The following is a 19,703-nucleotide window of genomic DNA, read 5'->3' on the forward strand; positions in this document are numbered from 1 at the left end:
TGGCCCCTGATTTTTGTCTCCAATCCAATCGGATAATCGTATGAAAACCGCACAAGAGTTCCGCGCTGGCCAGGTTGCCAACATCAATGGCACCCCCTGGGTGATCCAGAAAGCCGAGTTCAACAAATCCGGCCGTAACTCTGCGGTCGTCAAGATGAAGCTGAAGAACCTGCTGACCGGCGCTGGCACCGAGACCGTGTTCAAGGCCGACGACAAGCTGGAGCCGATCATCCTCGATCGCAAGGAAGTGACCTACTCCTACTTCGCGGACCCGCTGTATGTCTTCATGGACACCGAGTTCAACCAGTACGAGATCGAAAAGGCTGACCTGGAAGGCGTGCTGACCTTCATCGAAGACGGCATGAGCGACGTCTGCGAAGCGGTCTTCTACAACGAGAAAGTCATCTCCGTAGAACTGCCGACCACCATCGTTCGCGAAATCGTCTACACCGAGCCGTCCGTTCGTGGCGACACCTCCGGCAAGGTGATGAAGACCGCTCGCCTGAAGAACGGTGCTGAAGTCCAGGTTTCCGCTTTCTGCGAAATCGGCGACTCGATCGAGATCGATACCCGCACTGGCGAGTACAAGTCCCGCGTCAAGGCCTGAGCCTGACCCGAGACACAAAAAGCCCGGCAGATGCCGGGCTTTTTCGTTTCTGGCGTTTTGGTTGGCCAGAGGGCAATCAGACGCTGACGTTCAGGCGCACGTCGATGTTGCCGCGGGTGGCGTTCGAGTAGGGGCAGACCTGGTGGGCCTTGGCGACCAACTCTTCGGCCTCGGCCTGGTCCAGGCCCGGCAGGTTGATGTTCAGCTCTACTTCCAGGCCGAAGCCGCCGGGGATCTGGCCGATGCCGACCTTGCCGGTAATCGAGGCGTCCGCCGGGATCTGCTTCTTGCTCTGGCTGGCGACGAACTTGATGGCGCCGATGAAGCAGGCCGAGTAGCCGGCGGCGAACAGTTGCTCCGGGTTGGTGGCTTCGCCGCCCGCACCGCCCAGTTCACGCGGGGTGCTCAGTTTCAGGTCGAGGATGCCATCCGAGGAAACGGCGCGGCCATCACGGCCTCCGGTGGCGGTAGCGGTGGCGGTGTAGAGGGCTTTGATGGTTTGCATGGTGGTCTCCGATTCGCTGTCAGGTGTGTCTGGTTGGAAATGTCTTGCTGCTTAAAGTCTTGTGCGCTAAGCAGTTCGTGAGATGAAAGTTAGTTCGATTTAATTTTGTGCGCAAGATAATTATTGGAAGATTTCTGACTAAAGAACCTGCAGCCTTGGCATAAGCCCCGGATTACGGGGCTTGCAGATGTCCGCGCAGGTCCACGAGCTCCTCCTGGAGGCGCTTCAGACTGTCCAACGTTAGACCGCTGCTGGCCAGGATGCAGGCCGGAATACTCTCCGCCTGTCGGCGCAATTCGCGGCCCTTGTCGGTCAGGCGCAACTGCACCACGCGTTCGTCCGCCTGGCTGCGGGTGCGGGTGATCAGGCCCTCGGCCTCCAGACGCTTGAGCAGCGGCGTGAGGGAGCCGGGGTCGGTGAGCATGCGCGAGCTGATCTCGCCCACGGTGATACCGTCTTCTTCCCACAGCACCAGCATGGCGATGTATTGCGGGTAGGTGAGGCCCAACTCCTGCAGCAGGGGCTTGTAGACCTTGGTCATCTGCAGGGAGGTGGAGTAGAGGGCGAAGCACAGCTGGTTATCGAGCTTGAGTGCTTTGCAGGTCGGATCGGACTGGGTCATGACGTGCTCCCGGATGGCGCTCGCAGCGAGTAGGTGATTACGCCTTAATTTAGCGCGGCGGTTAATTCTTGGACAGCGCTTCCGCCAGCGCGGCATCCCAGGGCGGTGGGAAGCCGAAACGCTCCAGCAGGAAGGCCAGCAGCCGTTCGCTGCGCGGGTGTGTGCCGCGCTCTAGGCGCAATGCGTGGACCACGCCGGGCTCAGGCTCTGGAAGGCCGCTCTCGCAGAACATCGGTAGCAGTTCGCCGCTGATCAGGTATTCGCTGCACAGCCAGGTCGGCAGGTGGGCCAGTCCAATTCCTTGCAGCGCGCCTTCCACCAGCGTTTCCGCATTGTTGGCGGTCATGCGCAGCCGGCGCGGCCGCAGGTGCTGCAGCTTGCCGTCGATGAGGAAGCGCCACGCCAGCGGCGGCGCCAGGCCCTCCCAGTCGAGACCGATATGTTCCGGCAACTCCAGGGGCGATGTAGGTCTGCCGTGCTGCTCCAAATAAGCGGGGCTGGCGCAGACGATCCGCCGCATGGGCGCCAGGCGGGTGGCTACCAGGCGGCTGTCGGGCAGGGTGCCGATGCGCAGGACCAGGTCGACCTGGCCGAGGTTTTCCCCGCGGGTGTCGGTGAAGCTGTCGATCAGCCGCAGTTGCACGTCCAGGCCGGGGTTGGCAGTGAGGAAGTCCGCCAGCGCCGGGGCCAGGTGGCGGCGGCCGAAAGGCACGGGAGCGTCGATGCGGATCAGGCCTTCCGGTGCAGTACTCAGGGATACCGCTTCCGCTCGTGCCTGGCGTAGTTCGCTGACGATCCGCCTTGCCCGCTCGGCGAACGCCAGGCCCGCCGGTGTGGCGCGCACGCTGTGGGTGCTTCGCACCAGCAGGGTCGAGCCCAATCCCTGTTCCAGCGTGTCCATGCGTCGCGCCACCGCCGAGGGTGTGAGCTGGCGCAGGCGGGCGGCGGCGGAGAAGCTGCCGTTGTCGAGCACGTCCAGGTAGAGGTCGAGCTGCTCTTCGAGGCTGGAAGGGTTCATGGCGCGTCAAGGCTGTGCAGAAATGGCAAAACCATTGTGCTGCGCTTTGCGTTTCCCATCCAGCCGAGTTTTTCTAGCATGGATGCACTGTGGTGGAGGTGCGTCATGTGGGACCTGGTTTTGGACTTTCTGCTCGGCGTCGTGCTGGGCAGCCTCGGTGGGCTGTTCGGTATCGGTGGCGGGCTGCTGGCGATTCCGGCGCTGGGCGTGCTGTTCGGGCTGGATCAGCAATTGGCGCAGGGCACCGCGTTGGTGATGGTGGTGCCGAACGTGCTGCTGGCGATCTGGCGTTACCACCAGCGCAACCGCATCGACTTCGCCCAGGCCGGCGTGCTGGCGCTGACCGGTCTGGTCTGCGCGTTCTTCGCCTCCAGCATTGCGGTGAACCTGGATGCCCGCAGCATGCGTACAGCCTTCGTGGTCTTCCTCGTGCTGCTGGCGCTGTATCTGCTGGTGCGCCTGTTCCAGCGCGTGCCGCAGGGCGGCAGTACGCCTCGCTACGGCTTGCCGTGGATGGGCGTGCTGGGGCTGGGGGCTGGTTCTCTCGGCGGGCTGTTCGGCGTGGGTGGTGGTGTACTGGCGACGCCGGTGCTGACCTCGATTTTTGGATTGACCCAGGTGATCGCCCAGGGCCTCGCGCTGGCACTGGCGGCGCCCAGCACGGGCGTGGCGCTGGCGACCTATGCGCTGCACGGCCACGTGGACTGGCACATGGGCAGCGCGCTGGCGTTGGGCGGGCTGGTGAGCATTTCCTGGGGCGTGCGCCTGGCTCATGTGCTGCCGGAGCGCCAGCTGCGCATGGCTTTCAGCGCTTTCCTGATCGTCTGCGCGGCGCTGCTGGCGGTGCGTTGAGTCTTACGAACGGAACCCTTCGACGATGTACTCGGCCAGCTTGTCGGTCACCGGCGTCATCTTCTGCCCGCGCAGCAGCACGATGCTGGCGTTTGGCAGCACTGGCAGTCCCTCGTCCTCGCCGATGATGCGCAGGTTGCCGGTGAGCAGGCTGCGCAACTGGGCGGTCACCGCCAGCCCGGCGCTGGCCACCGCGAACAGGGCTGACAGGCTCGGGCTGCTGTAGGCGATGCGGTAGTCCACCTCCATTGCCTCAAGGGCATTGCAGGCCCAGGCGCGGCAGAAGCAGGCGCTGTTGAACATTGCCAGGGGCAGCGGGCGCTGGTCCTGCGGGCAGAAGCTCTCGGCGGCCATCCAGACGAAGGATTCCTGGCGCAGCAACTGGCCGATCTCGGTGCCTGGCTCACGGGTGACGATGGAGAGGTCCAGGTCGTTGCGCATCAGCAGCTGCGCGGACGAATCGCAGTGCACCTCTACCTGCACCAGCGGGTAAGCCTCGGCGAAGCGCGAGAGGATGCTGGGCAGGAAGCGCATCACGTAGTCGTCCGGCGTGCCGATCTTCACCGAGCCGACCATATGCGGCTGGCGGAAGGTGTTGAAGACCTCGCCCTGCAACCGCAGGATGCGCCGCGCATAGCCCAGCAGGATCTGCCCCTCCGGCGTCAGCCGCACCTGGCGGCCTTCGCGCTCGAACAGGCTGCGCTCGAGCACGTCTTCTTCCAGGCGTTTCATCTGCATGCTCACCGCCGACTGGGTGCGGTTGACCATCTCGGCCGCGCGGGTGAAACCGCCGTGGTCGGCGATGGCGACGAAGGTGCGCAGCAGTTCGCTGTCGATGCTGGGGAAGCTGCTCATTCATCAATCTCCGAGATGGGTCGCATAAGAATGATTCGTTGGATTGATCTTAGCGCGAGCCTGAAACTGCATCCAACCCCACAGGGAGGGAAGCATGATGAAAGGTCAACTCGGTTTCGTAGCAGCGTCCTACCATGTGCATAAAGTGCCGGCCGCGCCGTTGTGGAAGCGCGCCATGCAACGTGTCCTGCACTGGCACGAACTGGCCCGCCAGCGCCATGAGCTGGCATCGATGAGCGATGAGGCGCTCAAGGACATCGGCCTGAGTCGTGCCGATATCCAGCAGGAAGTCGAGCGCCCGTTCTGGATGGACTATGTCCGTCGTTGAACCCGCCGGGCGGCATGGACCCTCGTCGTGCCGCCCGCTCCTGCAAGTCTGATCAGGCCCATGACCCGCAAGATGACAAGGAAGCCCATGTCCACCCATTACCACCTCGCCCAGGTCAACATCGCCAAGGCCCGCGCCCCGCTGGGTCACCCGCTGATGAAGGGCTTTGTCGACCAGCTCGATTACATCAACGCCCTCGCCGAGCGCAGCCCAGGCTTCATCTGGCGCCTACAGACGGAGGAGGGCGACGCCACTGCCATCCGCGTCTTCGACGACCCGCTGATCATCGTCAACCTGTCGGTGTGGGAGTCGGTGGAGGCGCTCAAGGACTACGTCTATGCCGGCGAGCACCTGCAGGTGCTGCGCAGTAAGCGCGAGTGGATGGAGCGTCTGTCGTCGCCGAGCCTCGCGCTCTGGTGGCTGCCCGATGGTCAACTGCCCGATGTGACGATGGCCCGCGAGCGTCTGGAGCGTTTGCGACTGGAAGGCCCTTCGGCGGACGTGTTCACTTTCGCCCGGCCCTTCCCGATGCCCGAGCGACTGGGCGAACCCGCCTGATGCAGCCAGGCGCTGCGATTGGCGTTAGGCTCTAGGGCTTGCCCAGCCCTGGAGTCCACGATGCCGACCGTCGAATCCTTGTCCCTCAAGCAGGCCCGCCGCCTCGCCCTGGCGGCCCAGGGCTTTACCCTGCGCAAGCCCGGCGGTGAGGTGCAGCGCCGTCATGTGCGCAGCCTGCTGGAACGACTGGGCGTACTGCAGATCGACTCGGTGAACGCGCTGGTGCGCTCACACTACCTGCCCTTGTTCTCGCGCCTGGGCAACTACGCGCCGACCTTGCTGGAAGAGGCGGCCTGGAGCGGCGGGCGGCATCGTCGGCTGTTTGAATACTGGGGGCATGAAGCTTCTCTGCTGCCGCTGGAGCTTTATCCGCTGATGCGCTGGCGCATGCGCCGCGCGGCGGAAGGGCGTGGCATCTACCAACAATTGGCACGCTTCGGGCGTGAGCAGCAGCCGGTGATCCAACGGGTACTCAATGCCGTGCGCGAGCAGGGCGCGCTGGGTGCCGGCAGCCTGACTACCCGCGAAGAACGCGCCGGCCCCTGGTGGGACTGGAGCGACGAGAAGCACGCGCTGGAGTGGCTGTTCGCTGCGGGCGAGGTGACGGTCGCCGGGCGGCGCGGTTTCGAGCGTCTGTACGATTTGCCGGAGCGAGTCCTGCCCGCCGACCTGTTGCGGCAGCCCGAGCTGGATGAAGACGAGGCGCAGCGCCAGTTGCTGCTGCATTCGGCACAGGCGCTGGGCGTGGCTACCGAGAAGGACCTGCGCGATTACTTCCGCCTCGACCCTGCCGACAGCAAGGCGCGGCTGGCTGAGTTGCTGGAGGCCGGCGAGCTGTTGCCAGTGCAGGTCCAGGGCTGGCAGGCGCCGGCCTACTGCCTGGCGGACCCGGTGATTCCGCGCAAGGTGCGCGCCAGTGCCTTGCTCTCGCCCTTCGATTCTCTGGTCTGGGAGCGCGCCCGCACCGAGCGCCTGTTCGACTTCCGCTACCGCCTGGAGATCTACACGCCGCAGCACAAGCGGGTTTACGGCTACTACGTGCTGCCGTTCCTGTTCGACGAACACCTGGCCGCACGGGTTGATCTGCGCTCCGATCGCGCTTCCGGAAAGCTGGTGGTGCATGCCGTCCACGAGGAGGAAAAGGGGCTGGGCGAAGAGGGGCGCGTCGCGCTGGCGCAGCAACTGGGCGAGATGGCGAGCTGGCTGGGGTTGGAGCGGGTGGCGGTGAACTGCCGGCGGCCGTCCGGCTTGCGTTTGCAGGGCCTGTTGGCGCAGGCCTGAAAAGAAACGGGCCTCCGAAGAGGCCCGCCTGGGATCACTTGCCGCTGGCGATGCGCTGGCGGATGTGGTCCGCGCGCTGCTGCGAGCCGGGGTGGGAGTCGAACATGCTGCTTTCCTTGCCGCCGCTCAGCTTGGCCAGCTTGTCGAACGCGGTTGCGAGCCCTTCGAGCGGGATGTTGCGCTTCTTCAGCAGGTCGAAGGAGTAGTCGTCCGCGGCCGACTCCTGCGACTGGGAGAATTGCGCATTGACCAGGGCTTCGCCGATCTCGCCCAGTTGCGACTGCGACAGCGCGGCCACGGTGGCATTGCCCGAGGCGGCCACGGCGGAGCGTGCGGCAGCGGTTCCGTAGGCTGTCTGGGTGGCCTTCTTGATGTGGCCCAGGGCAACGTGGCCGATCTCGTGGCCGAGCACGCCTTCCACTTCGTTGTCGTTCATCAGGTCCATCAGGCCGGAATAAACGCGCACGCAGCCGTTGGCCATGGCGAAGGCATTGACGTCGTCGGTGAGGTAGACCTTGTAGCTGATCGAGGTGCCGGTAAGCGGGTTGCCCAGGGCCGCGGCGATCTTGTCCAGGCGCTGCGCGTAGGGGCTGGAGGCCGGCGCGATCTGCGCTTCGGCGTCCTGCTTGGCGCAGGCTTCGTCGGCGACCTGCTTGATCTCGGCGTCGCTCAGCGTGGCCGCCTTCATGGCCATCATACCGGACTGCACGAGGCTGTCGGTGTTCATGTTCTGGCAGCCGGAGAGGGTGGCGCTGGCGCCGATCAGCAGGGCGAGCAGGGAGCGGTGCAGTTGCATCGGAATCTTCCTTGGTTGACGGTTTTCCATGGCGCGGCGGCTGCCGCGCGGGGCGCCACCTTAGGCAGCCGCCCCGGCAGCGTCAATTGCGGGAAGTGGTTTTAGGACTGCTCTGAGGTCCGCGTCGGATTCAGCGACGGACCTGTTTCAGCGTTTCCGCGATCAGGAACGCCAGCTCCAGCGACTGATCGGCGTTCAGGCGCGGGTCGCAGTGGGTGTGGTAGCGGTCGCTCAGCCCATCCTCGGTGATCGGCCGGGCGCCGCCGATGCATTCGGTGACGTTCTGCCCGGTCATCTCGATGTGGATGCCGCCGGCGTAGCTGCCTTCGGCCTGGTGCACTTCGAAGAACTGCCGGACCTCGGTGAGGATGCGCGCGAAGTCGCGGGTCTTGTAGCCGCTGGAGGCCTTGATGGTATTGCCGTGCATGGGGTCGGAACTCCACAGCACCTGCTTGCCTTCGCGCTGCACGGTCTGGATCAGGCGCGGCAGGCCGTCGCCGACCTTGTCCGCGCCCATCCGCACGATGAGGTTGAGGCGGCCGGGGTCGTTGTCCGGGTTGAGCAGGTCGATCAGGCGGATCAGCTCTTCGCTGTCCATGCTGGGGCCGACCTTCACGCCGATGGGGTTGCCGACGCCGCGGAGCATTTCCACATGGGCGCCGTCGAGCTGGCGGGTGCGGTCGCCGATCCACAGCATGTGCGCCGAGCAGTCGTACCAGTCGCCGGTGAGGCTGTCGCGACGGATGAAGGCTTCCTCGTAGTTCAGCAGCAGCGCTTCGTGGGCGGTGAAGAAACTGGTCTCGCGCAGCTGCGGCGCGGTGTCCAGGCCGCAGGCGCGCATGAAGGCGAGGGTCTCGTCGATGCGCGCGGCCAGTTGCTGGTAGCGTTCGGACAGCGCCGAGTTGGCGATGAAGTCCAGGTTCCACTGGTGGACCTGGTGCAGGTCGGCGAAGCCGCCCCCGGCGAAGGCGCGCAGCAGGTTCAGCGAGGCAGTGGACTGGTGGTAGGCCTGCAGCAGGCGTTCGGGGTCGGGTACGCGGTTCTTCTCGTCGAAGCCGATGCCGTTGACGATGTCGCCGCGGTAGGCGGGCAAGGTCACGCCGCCGATGGTTTCATCGCCGGAGGAGCGCGGCTTGGCGAACTGCCCCGCCATGCGCCCGACCTTCACCACCGGGCAGCCGGCGGCGAAGGTCATCACCACGGCCATCTGCAGCAGCACCTTGAAGGTGTCGCGGATTTTCGCTGCGGAGAACTCGGCGAAGCTCTCGGCGCAGTCGCCACCCTGCAGCAGGAAGGCACGGCCGGCGGTGACCTCGGCGAACTGCCGGCGCAGCTCGCGCGCCTCGCCGGCGAACACCAGCGGCGGGAAGCCAGCCAGGGTGCGCTCGACTTCGCTCACGCGGTTGGCGTCGGGGTAGGCGGGCTGTTGCTGGATCGGCTTGCTTCTCCAGCTATCGGGGCTCCAGGGCAGGCTCATCGGCGGGTCTTCGCGGCTGTGGACGGTATCCGCCCATGGTATCAGCTCGGCTTTTGCCCCGCGCGTGATCGCTGGCGTGCAAAGAGGGGGGACATCCTTGTCCAGGGGAACTCTGGATGACGATCAGCCGCCTGCGCAGCACGCGGGGGCGCACGGGTGCTGGAATGTCGGCGGGACGGAGATTCGTTCGGCTGAATCGCGAAGGGTGTTGCGCGGGGGCATGCTCGGTTGTGCCTCTTGGGCTGTTATTCTTGCGGCCTTACCGACCGGGCGGTCGCGGTTGGCCGTCTTGATTCAAGGATTATTGCGTGCGCGAGCCCCTGTATTTCAATGGCAATCCGTGCCGTTCGCCGTTCCTGGCGGACCGCTTTGTCATGTCCGCTCCTTGCTGGAGCCGGCCATGACCGAGGAGTTGCTGACGGAAGAGCTGCTGAGCGAAGAGCGGCTGATCGCCGAGGAACGCGATGACTTCGGCGTGATCCGCGTCGTGGAAAGCGGTGCGTTTCGCTACCTGGAGTTCGGCGACGAAGTTGAGCAGAGCTGTGTGCTGATGGATGACCCCAGCTGGCTGGAGTACGACTACTCCCGCGCCATGCTGGTCGGCGCGCTGTGTCATTCGCGCCCGCGCCGCGCGCTCTTCCTCGGTTTTGGCGCGGGTAGCCTGACCCAGGCCTGCCTGAAGTACCTGCCGCTGGAGGAGGTGGAAGCCATCGAGCTGCGCCCGTCCATTCCGCGTCTGGCCCGCGAGCACCTGGGGCTGGTGGAGGATGAGCGCCTGCACCTGCGCATCGGCGACGCCGTGCAGGAACTGGCCGAGTGTGAGCCGGCGGACCTGATCTTCCTCGATCTCTACACCGACACCGGGCCTGCGCCAGCGCATATCGGCTGGGATTTTCTCGGTGCCTGCCGCGAGCGCCTGCGGCCGGGCGGCTGGCTGGTGATCAACCAGTGGAGCACCGACGATGGCCGGCCGCTGGGTGCCGCGCTGCTGCGCGGGCGCTTCCATCGGCATTACTGGGAGTGCCCGGTGCCCGAGGGCAACGTGATTGTCTTCGTCCCTGCCGAGCTGGATCAGAAGCTCAACCTGCGCGGCCTGAAGAAGCGCGTCGGCCAGCTTGAGCCGAAGCTGGGCTATTCGTTGCGGACCTATATCGAGTCGCTGCGCCCGGCGCAGTGACTCTCCGCAGGGGAATCCTTCACGGAATCTGGTAGCTGAAGGCGAAGTTCAGTCGCGGGCTGCGTTCGTTGTTGTCCAGCGCGCGGTCGCCGAAGGGCTTGGCCACTTCCATCGACACCAGGTAGTGCTTGCGGTTGGAGAGGCGCACACCCAGCGCCGCCGAGCCGAGCTTGCCTTCGCTCAGGCCGTCCTGGTTGTATCGGGTGCGTGCGGTGTCGACGACGAAGTAGGGCTGGATCTGGTTGAGCACCACGCTTTGCCGCAGGAACGAATAGTTCACCTCGTAGGAGGCGCCCCAGCCCTTGTCGCCGCTGGCCTGGTCGTCCGGGTAGCCGCGGCCGAAGTTGCCGCCGCCGTAGGTGACCTGCTCTGAGTCGGGCAGCACGTCGTCGCTCCACTGGAAGGCGGCACTCACCACTCCCTGCCAGTTGGAGCCGAACTGGTCCTGCTGCGCGCCGTAACCGAGCAGGCGGGTGAAGTTCTTCTTGATCGGCTCCGGCGCTTCCGCGCCCATGCCGTTCAGCCCCTGGTAGACCGCCACGCTGCCGGCGCGCACGCGCTTTTCCGCGAACTGCTGGACGACGCTTTCGATGCCCACCACGCGCAGCTTGCTCTTCTGCTCGATGCGGAAGGGGATGGCCGGATAGACCAGATCGTAGGTACTGGTGTCGTTGACCGTGTAGCCGCGCAGGTTGAGGTCCCAGGTCAGGTCGCGGCGCAGTACCAGCGGAATGCCGAGGCCGGCGCTGACCCGCTCGTTCTGCCGCTTGCGCTCGAACTCCAGGCCGCTGGCCAGGCGCAGGTTTTCGCCGGGGCGCGAGTTGTACTTGCTGTAGCCGGCCAGCAGCTGCAGGCCGTTGTCGTTCAGCAACTGGCTGTAGTTCCAGGCGCGGTAATGCTCGTGGTCGTCGCCCGGCGGATAGAGGTAGCTGAACTGCAGCTGCTCGCCCCAGCCGAGCATTGACATCACCTCGGCATTGAACAGCCCGCGCTGCTCGCCGCGGCGCGAGTCGAGGTTCATCCCGGTATCGAAGCGCTTCTGCTTGCCGGCCAGTTCCAGCACGGCGCCGCCGTCGCTGGTGGTGGGCGGGTTGAGCGCCATGGCCATCTGCATGCCGGGCACGCGGCTCATCAGTACGCTGAATTGCTCGAAGCTTGCGCGGGTCAGGGGTTTTTCCGCCTTGAGCTTTTCGATCCAGCGGTCCACGCGCTGCTGGTGCACACCCAGGTCGCCGGCCGCGCGAACCTGGCTGATGTGCCCCTCGACCAGCACGATCCGCGCGACGCCGTTGCGGAAGTCCTGGTTGGGCACGTAGGCGAAGGAGATGAAGTAGCCGTCGTCCTGGTAGCGCTGGGTGATGGTCTTGGCGGCGGCCACCAGTTCGCTGACCTGGATGGTGCGCTGGGTCAGGGGCTCCAGCAGGGGTTTCCAGGTTTCGACGGGGTAGTGCTTGCCGCCAGCCAGCTCGATGCGCTTGATACGGATGCGTTGCTGGAGAATCTGTGCGGGCTGGGTGGCCGAAGGTTCCGGTGCGGTGACCTTGGGGGCCTTGGGGCGAATATCGCCGCCGGGAAGGTTGGGGCGGGGCAGGGTCTGTTCGATATCGGAGCCGGGAAGCTGGATCGGGCGATCGGCCCAGGCGAAAGGTGCAGCCAACAACAGGGGCAGGACAGCAAGCTTGCGCATCTGGCTCCTCCATGAGACCGACTTCGATAAAGGACCAGGAGCCGTGGGCGGCTCCTGGTAACCACAGTATGGGTGGAATTCGGATTATTGCTTGGGCGTACCGATCGCCAATCCACCACCCAGTCCGCCGGTCACACCGCCCAGCACGCCACCCACGGCGCCCAGCGTATTGCCCAGCAGGCCTCCCTGGCCGCTGGTACCGCCAGTCGTACCGGCACCGGCCCCGACTGCCACGCCCGAACCCTGGCTGTTGCTGCCGATGCCTACACCCGCCCCGGCGACCAGGCCGCCACCACCGGTGAGGCTGCTGGTGACGCCGCCGACGGCGCCGGCCACACCGTTGACCAGGCCGCCTACCGGGTTGCTGCCTCCGGTCGCGCCACCGAGCGAGCCGGTGATGCCACCGACCGCGCCAGTCACGCCACTGACCAGGCCACCGACTGGATTGCTACCCCCCGTGGCACCGCCCAGGGAGCCGGTGATGCCACCGACCGCGCCGGTCACACCGCTGACGACGCCGCCCACCGGGTTGCTGCCACCTGCCGCGCCACCCAGCGCGCCAGTGACGCCGCCGAGCAGGCCGCCGCCCGGGTTGCTGCCATTGACCAAGCCGCCGGCCGCGCTGACTGCCTGACCCGCATCACTGACGATTCCGCCGACCGGGGCCAGCGCCGGATTCTGGCTGGCGACCTGGTTGCCTGTCTGGGTCACAACGCCGCCGACGGTGGTCAACAGGTTGTTCACCGGCGTTCCCAGTCCGGTGGCGGCGCCGAGGCCGCGAGTGGTTCCTTCGACTTTGCCGACCAGGCCGGCGGTGGTGCCACTGAGCTGGGTGGTCAGCTGGCTCAGCGGGCCGGTAGTGACTGCGCCGCTGAGGGAGTCGCCAAGCATGGTGATCTTGCCGCCAACGCCATCCACCAGGCCTCCGACCTGGCCGGTCAGACCGTTGAGCTGGGTGTTGGCCAGTACCGGAGCATCGCCGATGGCCGCTACGGTATCGCCCAGACTGCTCACTGCGCCGCCGGTGTGGCTGACCAGGCCGGTAGCGCCAACGACCGTGGTGCCCAGGGCATTGGGGTTGTTGCCCAGTTGGCCGAGGCCGTTGGTGACGCCGGCGCCGACGCTGTCCACACCGGCGCCGACTTCCTGGATCAGGGTGCCGGCGTTCTGCGTGACGCCATTACCCAGCACCGGCAGATCGACCGACTTCACCACAGCGCCCACGGTGCTCACCGTATCGCCGACATTGGAGACCGCCTCGCCGGTATTGGTCAGGATGTTGCCGGTGGTGCTGGCCGGCGGAGTGGTGCCGCCGCCTCCGGTGCCATCGCCGCCGCCCGTGCCACCAGTACCACCGGTGCCGCCTGTCCCACCTGTACCGCCTGTGCCACCGGTACCGCCGGTTCCGTCAGTGCCGCCCGTGCCACCAGTACCGCCGGTTCCGTCGGTGCCACCTGTCCCGCCCGTGCCACCAGTACCGCCGGTTCCGTCGGTGCCACCTGTCCCGCCCGTGCCACCGGTACCGCCAGTTCCATCGGTGCCGCCTGTCCCGCCCGTGCCGCCGCTTCCATCGGTACCACCGCTGCCGCCACTGCCATCGCCGCCCGCGCCGGAACCATCGTCGGTGCTGCTGCTATCGGAAGCTCGGTGATGACTGCTGCCACCGTGGCTGCTGCAACCTTGCAGCGACAGGGCTACGACGAGAAGGGAAAGTGCGAAAACACGAATCGGGCCTGACATAGGAAATTCCTCCATGACGAACGTCAACCAGCGGGGTTCCCGGTCGGTATTCCGGTGAGTCGCTGCGTTGCTCTGGAGTCAGTTCTAGAGGTTTGTTTTCAGGCGCGAAATTGGAACTTGTATATAGTCGTTTTGTGATTTGCAGGTATCTGATTTTTAAGGGAAAACTAAAGAATTATGATGGCTTTTCGGGGCTTTTTAATACCTTGGATATAGCGCTTTTCGCACGAGGCCTGCGTTTCGCTTTTCCAAGGCTTGCTCATTTGCCCTGGAATCGGCCTTCGCGGCGTTCGAGCATGGCGTTCAGCCCCTCCTGCGCATCGTCGGTGGACAGCAGTTCGCTGGCCATCGCCGGCAGCAGCTTCGCGGCTGCTTCCTCGCCTTCGTCGAGGCTGCGGCGCGCCGAGGCGAGGGTGGCGCGGATACCCAGCGGCGCCTGGGCGGCGACCCGCTGGGCCAGCCACAGTGCGCGGGGCATCAGCTCTTCCGGCGCAGTGACTTCCTGCACCAGGCCAATGCGGTAGGCCTCGTGGGCGTCGAACGGATCGCCGGTGAGCAGCCAGCGCATCGCGTTGCCCCAACCGGCTACCTGGTGCATGCGCAGGGTGGCGCCGCCGAAGGGGAAGATGCCGCGTTGCACTTCGAGTTGGGCGAAGCGCGCGTTGCTGGCGCAGAGGTTGATGTCGGCGGCGAGCATCAGCTCGATGCCAAGGGTGAAGCAGTAGCCCTGCGCGGCCACCAGCAGTGGCTTGGTCAGACGCCGCCCGCCGAAGGTGCCCCAAGGGTCGGCAGAGCCTTCGGGCATGCTCCAGCCGGTGCGGAAGGTCTCGCCGATATTGGCTAGGTCGAGGCCCGCGGTGAAGTGCTCGCCGTGGGCGAATACCAGGGCGCAGCGCAGGTCGTCGTTGCGCTCGTATTCGCCGAAGGCCAGTACCAGCTGGGTGAGCATCTCCAGGTCGAAGGCATTGCGCTTGTCCACTCGGTTCAGGCCGAGCAGCAGGACGTGGTCTTGGCGTTCGACGGTGATGCGTGGTTCGCTGCTGGCGGTCATCGGCGGGCTCCGGTGAAGTGGCTTGCACGGTATAGCCGGCGGGGTCGTGGTTGTCCACGCAATGACCGTTCGCCGGGCTTGTTCCGAAAAGAAACACATTGGTCAGGATTTTCCGGTATGATACGCGCCGGCCAAACGCTGGCCTCGTTTCGGATCCCGCATTTTTCGCAGCTTTCACGCTCGGGCTGTGCGTCCGCAGTGCGGACTTCCTTGACGCATTCTTCCAATCTTCATTTCGCAAATCCCCGCTTCCAGCTGCCTGGGTGACTTTATTGTCGTACAGGGCATGCGCAGCTCGGCTATTGGGTCTTTGCGGATGTACTTAGAGGCAAAACCCATGACCCAGGAAACCGCCGGCTTCGCCGTGCTCGGTCTTCACCCCAATGTTCTCGCTGCCATTGCCGCTGTCGGCTATGAAGAGCCGTCGCCGATCCAGGCCCAGTCGATCCCGGTGATCCTCGAAGGCCACGACATGATCGGCCAGGCCCAGACCGGTACCGGCAAGACCGCTGCCTTCGCGCTGCCGCTGCTGTCGAAGATCGAGCCCAGCCGCCGCGTTCCGCAGGTGCTGGTGCTGGTCCCGACCCGCGAGCTGGCCCTGCAGGTGGCCACCGCTTTCGAAACCTACTCCAAGCAGATGCCGGGCGTCGGCGTCATTGCCGTCTACGGCGGCGCGCCCATGGGCCCGCAACTCAAGGCCCTGCGCCAGGGCGCTCAGGTCGTGGTAGCCACGCCGGGCCGCCTGTGCGACCACCTGCGCCGCGACGAGAATCTGCTGTCCACCGTCAAGAGCCTGGTGCTCGACGAAGCGGACGAAATGCTCAAGCTCGGTTTCATGGATGACCTCGAAGTGATCTTCGAAGCCATGCCGTCCAGCCGCCAGAGCGTGCTGTTCTCCGCGACCCTGCCGGCCTCGATCCGCAGCATCGCCGAACGCCACCTGAAAGAACCCAAGCACGTCCGCATCGCTGCCAAGACCCAGACCGTCGCCCGCATCGAGCAGGTGCACCTGATGGTCCATGCCGACCAGAAGCCGGCCTCGATCCTGCGTCTGCTGGAAGTCGAGCAGTTCGACGCGCTGATCGGCTTCGTCCGCACCAAGCAGGCCACCCTGGATATCGCCGAGCTGCTCGAGCGCCAGGGCTACCGTGCCGCCGCACTGAACGGCGACATGCCGCAGGCCCAGCGTGAGCGCGTGATCGAGTCGCTGAAAGACGGCTCGCTGGACATCGTCATCGCCACCGACGTCGCTGCCCGCGGTCTGGACGTAGCCCGCATTACCCACGTACTGAACGTGGACATGCCCTACGACCCCGAATCCTACGTGCACCGCATCGGCCGTACTGGCCGTGCCGGCCGCGAAGGTCGCGCCCTGCTGCTGGTGACTCCGCGCGAGCGCCGCATGCTGCAGGTGATCGAACGTGTGACCGGCCAGAAAGTCGGCGAAGTTCGCCTGCCGGACGCCGAAACCGTGCTCGAAGCGCGCCTGACCCGTCTCGCCAACAGCCTGCAACCTTTGCTGGCCAACGCCGTGGCCAGCCGTGGCGCCGTGCGTGACGAGCTGTGCCGTCGCCTGGGTACCGACATGGACACCCTGGCCGCCGTGCTGCTGGCCAAGCTGGCCGAAGGCAAGGCGCTGGACCTGGAATCGGTTCGTCGCGAACAGCCGCTGACCCCGGCCGCCCCGCGTGAGCGCAGTGACCGTTACGAGCGCAGCGAGCGTGGTGATCGTCCCGAGCGCGGTGATCGCCCGGAGCGCAGTGGCGAGCGTCGTCCGATGGCTGCACCGTCGGAAGGCAAGGCTCGTTGCCGTACCGCCCTGGGCGCCCGTGACGGCGTACAGGCGAAGAACCTGCTGGGCGCCATCCTCAACGAGGGCGGCTTGTCCCGCGAGGCCATCGGCCGTATCCAGATTCGCGAAACCTTCAGCCTGATCGAGCTGCCGGAAGAGAACCTGGAACGCCTGCTGACCAAGCTCAAGGACACCCGCGTTGCCGGCAAGGCCCTGCGCCTGCGCCGCTACCGCGAAGACTGATCCGTCAGTCTCTCGCGCATGAAAAAGCCCCGCCATTGGCGGGGCTTTTTCGTTTCCGGCGGAGCGATCGATATTCGTTGCCAGGCGGGGGTGCAGGTGCGCCCTTGCAGGAGCGAGCTTGCTCGCGAACCTCACAATGCAGGAGTTGCCGGGAACGAATTCGCGAGCAAGCTCGCTCCTACAGAAGAGCCTTTGCTTCAGTCGAAGCGGTAGATATCCATGCCCAGCGCGCCGAGCGTGAATCCGGCATGTTCCACCGTCATTGCCGAACCGCCGGCCCCGCGGGCGAAATACAGCGGCAGCAGGTGTTCGTCGCGCGGGTGGTTCCGCACCGCATAGGGCGCCTGCTGGCGGTAGTCGAACAGGGCGGCTTCGTCGTCGGCTTCCAGGTGCTCCACCATCCAGTCGCGGAAGGCCTTGGCCCAGGGCGTGATGACCTCGGGGCCGGCATGCCAGTCCAGCTCGCCCAGGTTGTGGGTGATACTGCCCGAGCCGATCAGCAGGATGCCTTCTTCGCGCAGCGCACGCAGGGCCTGGCCAATGCGGTGCTGCATGGGCGCGCCGAGGCGGCTGGGCAGGGAAAGCTGCACGACGGGGATGTCGGCATCCGGGTACATCAGGCTCAACGGCACCCAGACGCCATGGTCCAGCGGGCGTTCCGAGTCGAGGGTGGCCGGCAGGCCGTCTTCCGCCAGCAGTTCGACGACGCGCCTGGCCAGTTCCGGCGAGCCGATGGCGGGGTACTGCACGGCGTAGAGCTCAGGCGGGAAACCGTAGAAGTCGTGCCAGATGTCCGGCGTGGGGGAAGCGGTGACGCGCAGGTCCGGGGCTTCCCAGTGGGCGGAGACCACCAGAATGGCCTTGGGGCGCGGCAGCTCGTGGGCCAGGCGCTTCAGGGGAGCTTCGCTGGCGCCGGGGTCCAGGGCCAGCATGGGGGAGCCGTGGGAAATGAACAGGGCAGGGAGCATGGCGAACCTCGCTACTGGAATACCCCTATGTTTACGCGCGAAAAGATCGAAATCCAGTATAGGTTTTTGAAGATGATGATCGAGCTTGTCGATGGTAAATAGCGGGCGAGGGGCTGAATGTGGGGGCGAACGGGCTCGCGAATCGTCTCGACGCCGGTGCTGGCCGACGACCCTCGTTCGCGAGCAGGCTCACACTACAAAGTGCAGGAAATTGCGAACTCGATTACAGAGTCAGGGCGCCAATCGCTATGGAGAACTTTGGTGGGATGTCAGTCGGATGATGCGTTAGAGTCTGCGGAAATTTCCGAAGCGAATGGCGAATTTAGCTATGCAACAAGTCGAACAAGTCCTCGTGCTCGCTATTGGCGACTGCCTCCGGCTGGAGGACGGCACCGAAATCTGCGTGCAGCGAGTCCGTGGTGACCAGGTGCGGCTGAAGATCCTCGACGACGGAGAAAGTCAGCGCGAGCGGCGCGGCGCCTGGTGGCGCTGGCTGCTGCCCCGCGCGTTGCGCAGTGTTTGAGCAGGTGACCTATGCAGCATGAATTCTGGCAGTCGCGCTGGGCGCAAAATGAAATCGGCTTCCATCAGCAATCGGTGAACCCCGGTCTGCAGCGGCACTGGCCGAGTCTGGGTTTGCCCGAGGAGTCGCAGGTGTTGGTGCCACTGTGTGGCAAGAGCCTGGACATGCTTTGGCTGGCGCAATGGGGGTACCGCGTGCTGGGTGTCGAGCTGGCCGAGCGGGCCGCCGTGGACTTCTTCGCCGAACTGGGCGTCGAGCCGCAGATCACTCAGGAGGGAGCGCTGCGTCGCTACAGCTTTGAGCGCCTGGAGATTCTCCAGGGCGATTTCTTCGACGTTACGGCCGAGCAGGTGGCCGGCTGCAGCGCGCTGTACGACCGCGCGGCGCTGATTGCCTTGCCGCCGGATCTGCGTGCCGACTACACAGCGCATTTGCAGCGCATCTTGCCGCATCAGGCGCGTGGGCTGGTGATCAGCCTGGAATACCCCCAGGCCGAGATGGATGGCCCGCCGTTCGCCGTGCCGGCGGATGAAGTGCGCGGGTTCTTCGCCGACGGCTGGGAAGTGGAAGAAGTGGAGCGCCTGGATGTGTTGGCCGAGAACCCCAAGTTCCTCAAGCGCGGCGTCAGCCACCTTGACGAAGTGGTGTTCGCGCTCCGTCGTGGCTGAGCCGCCGGCATGAAAAAAGGGCGACCCGAGGGTCGCCCTTTTTTATTGCCTTGAGGCTTAGCGGGCAGCGGCGCGCAGGGCTTCGATGCGCTCTTCCAGCGGCGGGTGGCTCATGAACAGGCCGGCGAGGCCATGCTTGAGGTTGCCGTTGATACCGAAGGCCTGCAGCGAGTCGGGCATCTGCACCGGCACACCCTGCTCGGCGCGCAGGCGTTGCAGGGCGGCGATCATCGCCCCGGTGCTGGCCAGGCGGGCGCCGGCTTCGTCGGCGCGGTACTCGCGTTTGCGCGAGAACCACATGACGATGATGCTGGCGAGGATGCCCAGGACCAGCTCGGCGAAGATGGTCGCGACGAAGTAGCCGATGCCCGGGCCGTCTTCGTTCTTCAGGATGACCTTGTCGACGAAGTTGCCGAAGATCCGCGCGAAGAACATCACGAAGGTGTTCACCACGCCCTGGATCAGCGCCAGGGTGACCATGTCGCCGTTGGCTACGTGGCCGATCTCGTGGGCCAGCACGGCCTTCACCTCTTCAGGCGAGAAGCGCTCCAGCAGGCCCTGGCTGACCGCGACCAGTGCGTCGTTCTTGTTCCAGCCGGTGGCGAAGGCGTTGGCCTCGTAGGCGGGGAAGATGCCCACTTCCGGCATCTTGATGCCGGCCTCGCGGGACAGCTCTTCCACGGTCTGCAGCAGCCACTGTTCGTGACGGGTGCGCGGCTGGCTGATGATCTCGGTGCCCGTGCTCATCTTCGCCATCCACTTGGAGATGAACAGCGAAACCAGCGAGCCGGCAAAGCCGAAGACGGCACAGAAAATCAGAAGGCTACCGTAATTCTGGCCGGTGAAACGGTCCACGCCGAGCAGTTTCAGGGTGATGCTGGCGATCACCAGAACTGCCAGGTTGGTGGCCAGGAACAACAGGATGCGCATCATGGCGTAAAGCTTCTCCTCACGG

At 65.4% G+C, this 19,703-nt stretch carries 19 protein-coding genes and 1 pseudogene; 9 read left to right on the forward strand and 11 right to left on the reverse strand.

Annotated elements, in window-relative coordinates:
- Positions 1-40 precede the first annotated feature (40 nt).
- Entirely contained in the window at positions 41-607 is a 567-nt protein-coding gene (gene efp, locus CTR55_RS11490) for an elongation factor P (RefSeq protein WP_296286195.1), read from the forward strand.
- A gap of 76 nt (positions 608-683) precedes the next feature.
- Here efp and CTR55_RS11495 read toward each other — a convergent pair whose 3' ends face one another.
- From CTR55_RS11495 to CTR55_RS11505, 3 genes are all read right to left on the reverse strand, one after another.
- Positions 684-1,112 (reverse strand): organic hydroperoxide resistance protein, encoded by a 429-nt coding sequence (locus CTR55_RS11495; RefSeq protein ID WP_296286197.1) that lies wholly within the window; start codon positions 1,110-1,112, stop codon positions 684-686.
- A 172-nt stretch (positions 1,113-1,284) separates the two neighbouring features.
- A complete protein-coding gene (locus tag CTR55_RS11500; protein ID WP_296286200.1) occupies positions 1,285-1,734 on the reverse strand; it encodes a MarR family transcriptional regulator in 450 nt (149 codons plus the stop codon).
- A 61-nt stretch (positions 1,735-1,795) separates the two neighbouring features.
- Positions 1,796-2,752, reverse strand: coding sequence for a LysR family transcriptional regulator (locus CTR55_RS11505; RefSeq protein ID WP_296286202.1), 957 nt, complete (start codon positions 2,750-2,752; stop codon positions 1,796-1,798).
- A gap of 105 nt (positions 2,753-2,857) precedes the next feature.
- On the opposite strand from CTR55_RS11505, the gene CTR55_RS11510 reads away from it, so the two are divergent.
- Positions 2,858-3,604: a sulfite exporter TauE/SafE family protein gene (locus CTR55_RS11510; protein ID WP_296286203.1), complete on the forward strand. Its 747-nt coding sequence runs from the start codon at positions 2,858-2,860 to the stop codon at positions 3,602-3,604.
- A gap of 3 nt (positions 3,605-3,607) precedes the next feature.
- Here the strand turns inward: CTR55_RS11510 and CTR55_RS11515 are convergent, their stop codons facing one another.
- Positions 3,608-4,459, reverse strand: coding sequence for a LysR family transcriptional regulator (locus CTR55_RS11515; protein WP_296286206.1), 852 nt, complete (start codon positions 4,457-4,459; stop codon positions 3,608-3,610).
- A gap of 97 nt (positions 4,460-4,556) precedes the next feature.
- Between CTR55_RS11515 and CTR55_RS11520 the strand changes: the two genes are divergently transcribed.
- The 3 genes from CTR55_RS11520 (at position 4,557) to CTR55_RS11530 (ending at position 6,626) form a co-directional block, all read left to right on the forward strand.
- Positions 4,557-4,787 carry a DUF1127 domain-containing protein gene (locus CTR55_RS11520; RefSeq protein ID WP_296286523.1) on the forward strand — a complete coding sequence of 77 codons (231 nt, stop codon included), beginning with the start codon at positions 4,557-4,559 and terminating at the stop codon, positions 4,785-4,787.
- An 87-nt stretch (positions 4,788-4,874) separates the two neighbouring features.
- Positions 4,875-5,345, forward strand: coding sequence for a DUF3291 domain-containing protein (locus tag CTR55_RS11525; RefSeq protein WP_296286207.1), 471 nt, complete (start codon positions 4,875-4,877; stop codon positions 5,343-5,345).
- Between the two features lie 60 nt (positions 5,346-5,405).
- Positions 5,406-6,626, forward strand: coding sequence for a winged helix-turn-helix domain-containing protein (locus tag CTR55_RS11530; RefSeq protein ID WP_296286209.1), 1,221 nt, complete (start codon positions 5,406-5,408; stop codon positions 6,624-6,626).
- Between the two features lie 34 nt (positions 6,627-6,660).
- Here the strand turns inward: CTR55_RS11530 and CTR55_RS11535 are convergent, their stop codons facing one another.
- Positions 6,661-7,422, reverse strand: coding sequence for a M48 family metallopeptidase (locus CTR55_RS11535; protein ID WP_296286211.1), 762 nt, complete (start codon positions 7,420-7,422; stop codon positions 6,661-6,663).
- Between the two features lie 130 nt (positions 7,423-7,552).
- A complete protein-coding gene (locus tag CTR55_RS11540; protein ID WP_296286213.1) occupies positions 7,553-8,899 on the reverse strand; it encodes a class II 3-deoxy-7-phosphoheptulonate synthase in 1,347 nt (448 codons plus the stop codon).
- A gap of 400 nt (positions 8,900-9,299) precedes the next feature.
- Between CTR55_RS11540 and CTR55_RS11545 the strand changes: the two genes are divergently transcribed.
- A complete protein-coding gene (locus CTR55_RS11545) occupies positions 9,300-10,076 on the forward strand; it encodes a spermidine synthase (protein WP_296286214.1) in 777 nt (258 codons plus the stop codon).
- Between the two features lie 19 nt (positions 10,077-10,095).
- Here the strand turns inward: CTR55_RS11545 and CTR55_RS11550 are convergent, their stop codons facing one another.
- From CTR55_RS11550 to CTR55_RS11560, 3 genes are all read right to left on the reverse strand, one after another.
- Positions 10,096-11,763, reverse strand: coding sequence for a POTRA domain-containing protein (locus tag CTR55_RS11550; protein ID WP_296286216.1), 1,668 nt, complete (start codon positions 11,761-11,763; stop codon positions 10,096-10,098).
- 84 nt (positions 11,764-11,847) lie between these two features.
- Complete coding sequence (locus CTR55_RS11555; protein WP_296286217.1) at positions 11,848-13,503, reverse strand: collagen-like triple helix repeat-containing protein; 1,656 nt, start codon at positions 13,501-13,503, stop codon at positions 11,848-11,850.
- Between the two features lie 259 nt (positions 13,504-13,762).
- Positions 13,763-14,554: a crotonase/enoyl-CoA hydratase family protein gene (locus CTR55_RS11560; protein WP_296286218.1), complete on the reverse strand. Its 792-nt coding sequence runs from the start codon at positions 14,552-14,554 to the stop codon at positions 13,763-13,765.
- A 302-nt stretch (positions 14,555-14,856) separates the two neighbouring features.
- Here CTR55_RS11560 and CTR55_RS11565 point away from each other — a divergent pair.
- Positions 14,857-16,589 (forward strand): annotated as a pseudogene (locus CTR55_RS11565) (DEAD/DEAH box helicase).
- A 197-nt stretch (positions 16,590-16,786) separates the two neighbouring features.
- Here CTR55_RS11565 and CTR55_RS11570 read toward each other — a convergent pair.
- Positions 16,787-17,557 carry a class III extradiol ring-cleavage dioxygenase gene (locus CTR55_RS11570; protein WP_296286219.1) on the reverse strand — a complete coding sequence of 257 codons (771 nt, stop codon included), beginning with the start codon at positions 17,555-17,557 and terminating at the stop codon, positions 16,787-16,789.
- Between the two features lie 328 nt (positions 17,558-17,885).
- Between CTR55_RS11570 and CTR55_RS11575 the strand changes: the two genes are divergently transcribed.
- The gene (locus CTR55_RS11575; protein WP_296286220.1) at positions 17,886-18,080 is read left to right on the forward strand and encodes a hypothetical protein; all 195 of its coding nucleotides are present in this window, start codon (positions 17,886-17,888) and stop codon (positions 18,078-18,080) included.
- Positions 18,081-18,091: 11 nt separating this feature from the next.
- Positions 18,092-18,748, forward strand: a complete 657-nt coding sequence (locus tag CTR55_RS11580; RefSeq protein ID WP_296286221.1) for a thiopurine S-methyltransferase — start codon at positions 18,092-18,094, stop codon at positions 18,746-18,748.
- Between the two features lie 57 nt (positions 18,749-18,805).
- Here the strand turns inward: CTR55_RS11580 and htpX are convergent, their stop codons facing one another.
- The gene (htpX, locus tag CTR55_RS11585) at positions 18,806-19,681 is read right to left on the reverse strand and encodes a protease HtpX (protein ID WP_296286222.1); all 876 of its coding nucleotides are present in this window, start codon (positions 19,679-19,681) and stop codon (positions 18,806-18,808) included.
- Positions 19,682-19,703 lie beyond the last annotated feature (22 nt).

The organism is Pseudomonas sp. (assembly GCF_002796985.1).
Lineage (GTDB): Bacteria > Pseudomonadota > Gammaproteobacteria > Pseudomonadales > Pseudomonadaceae > Pseudomonas.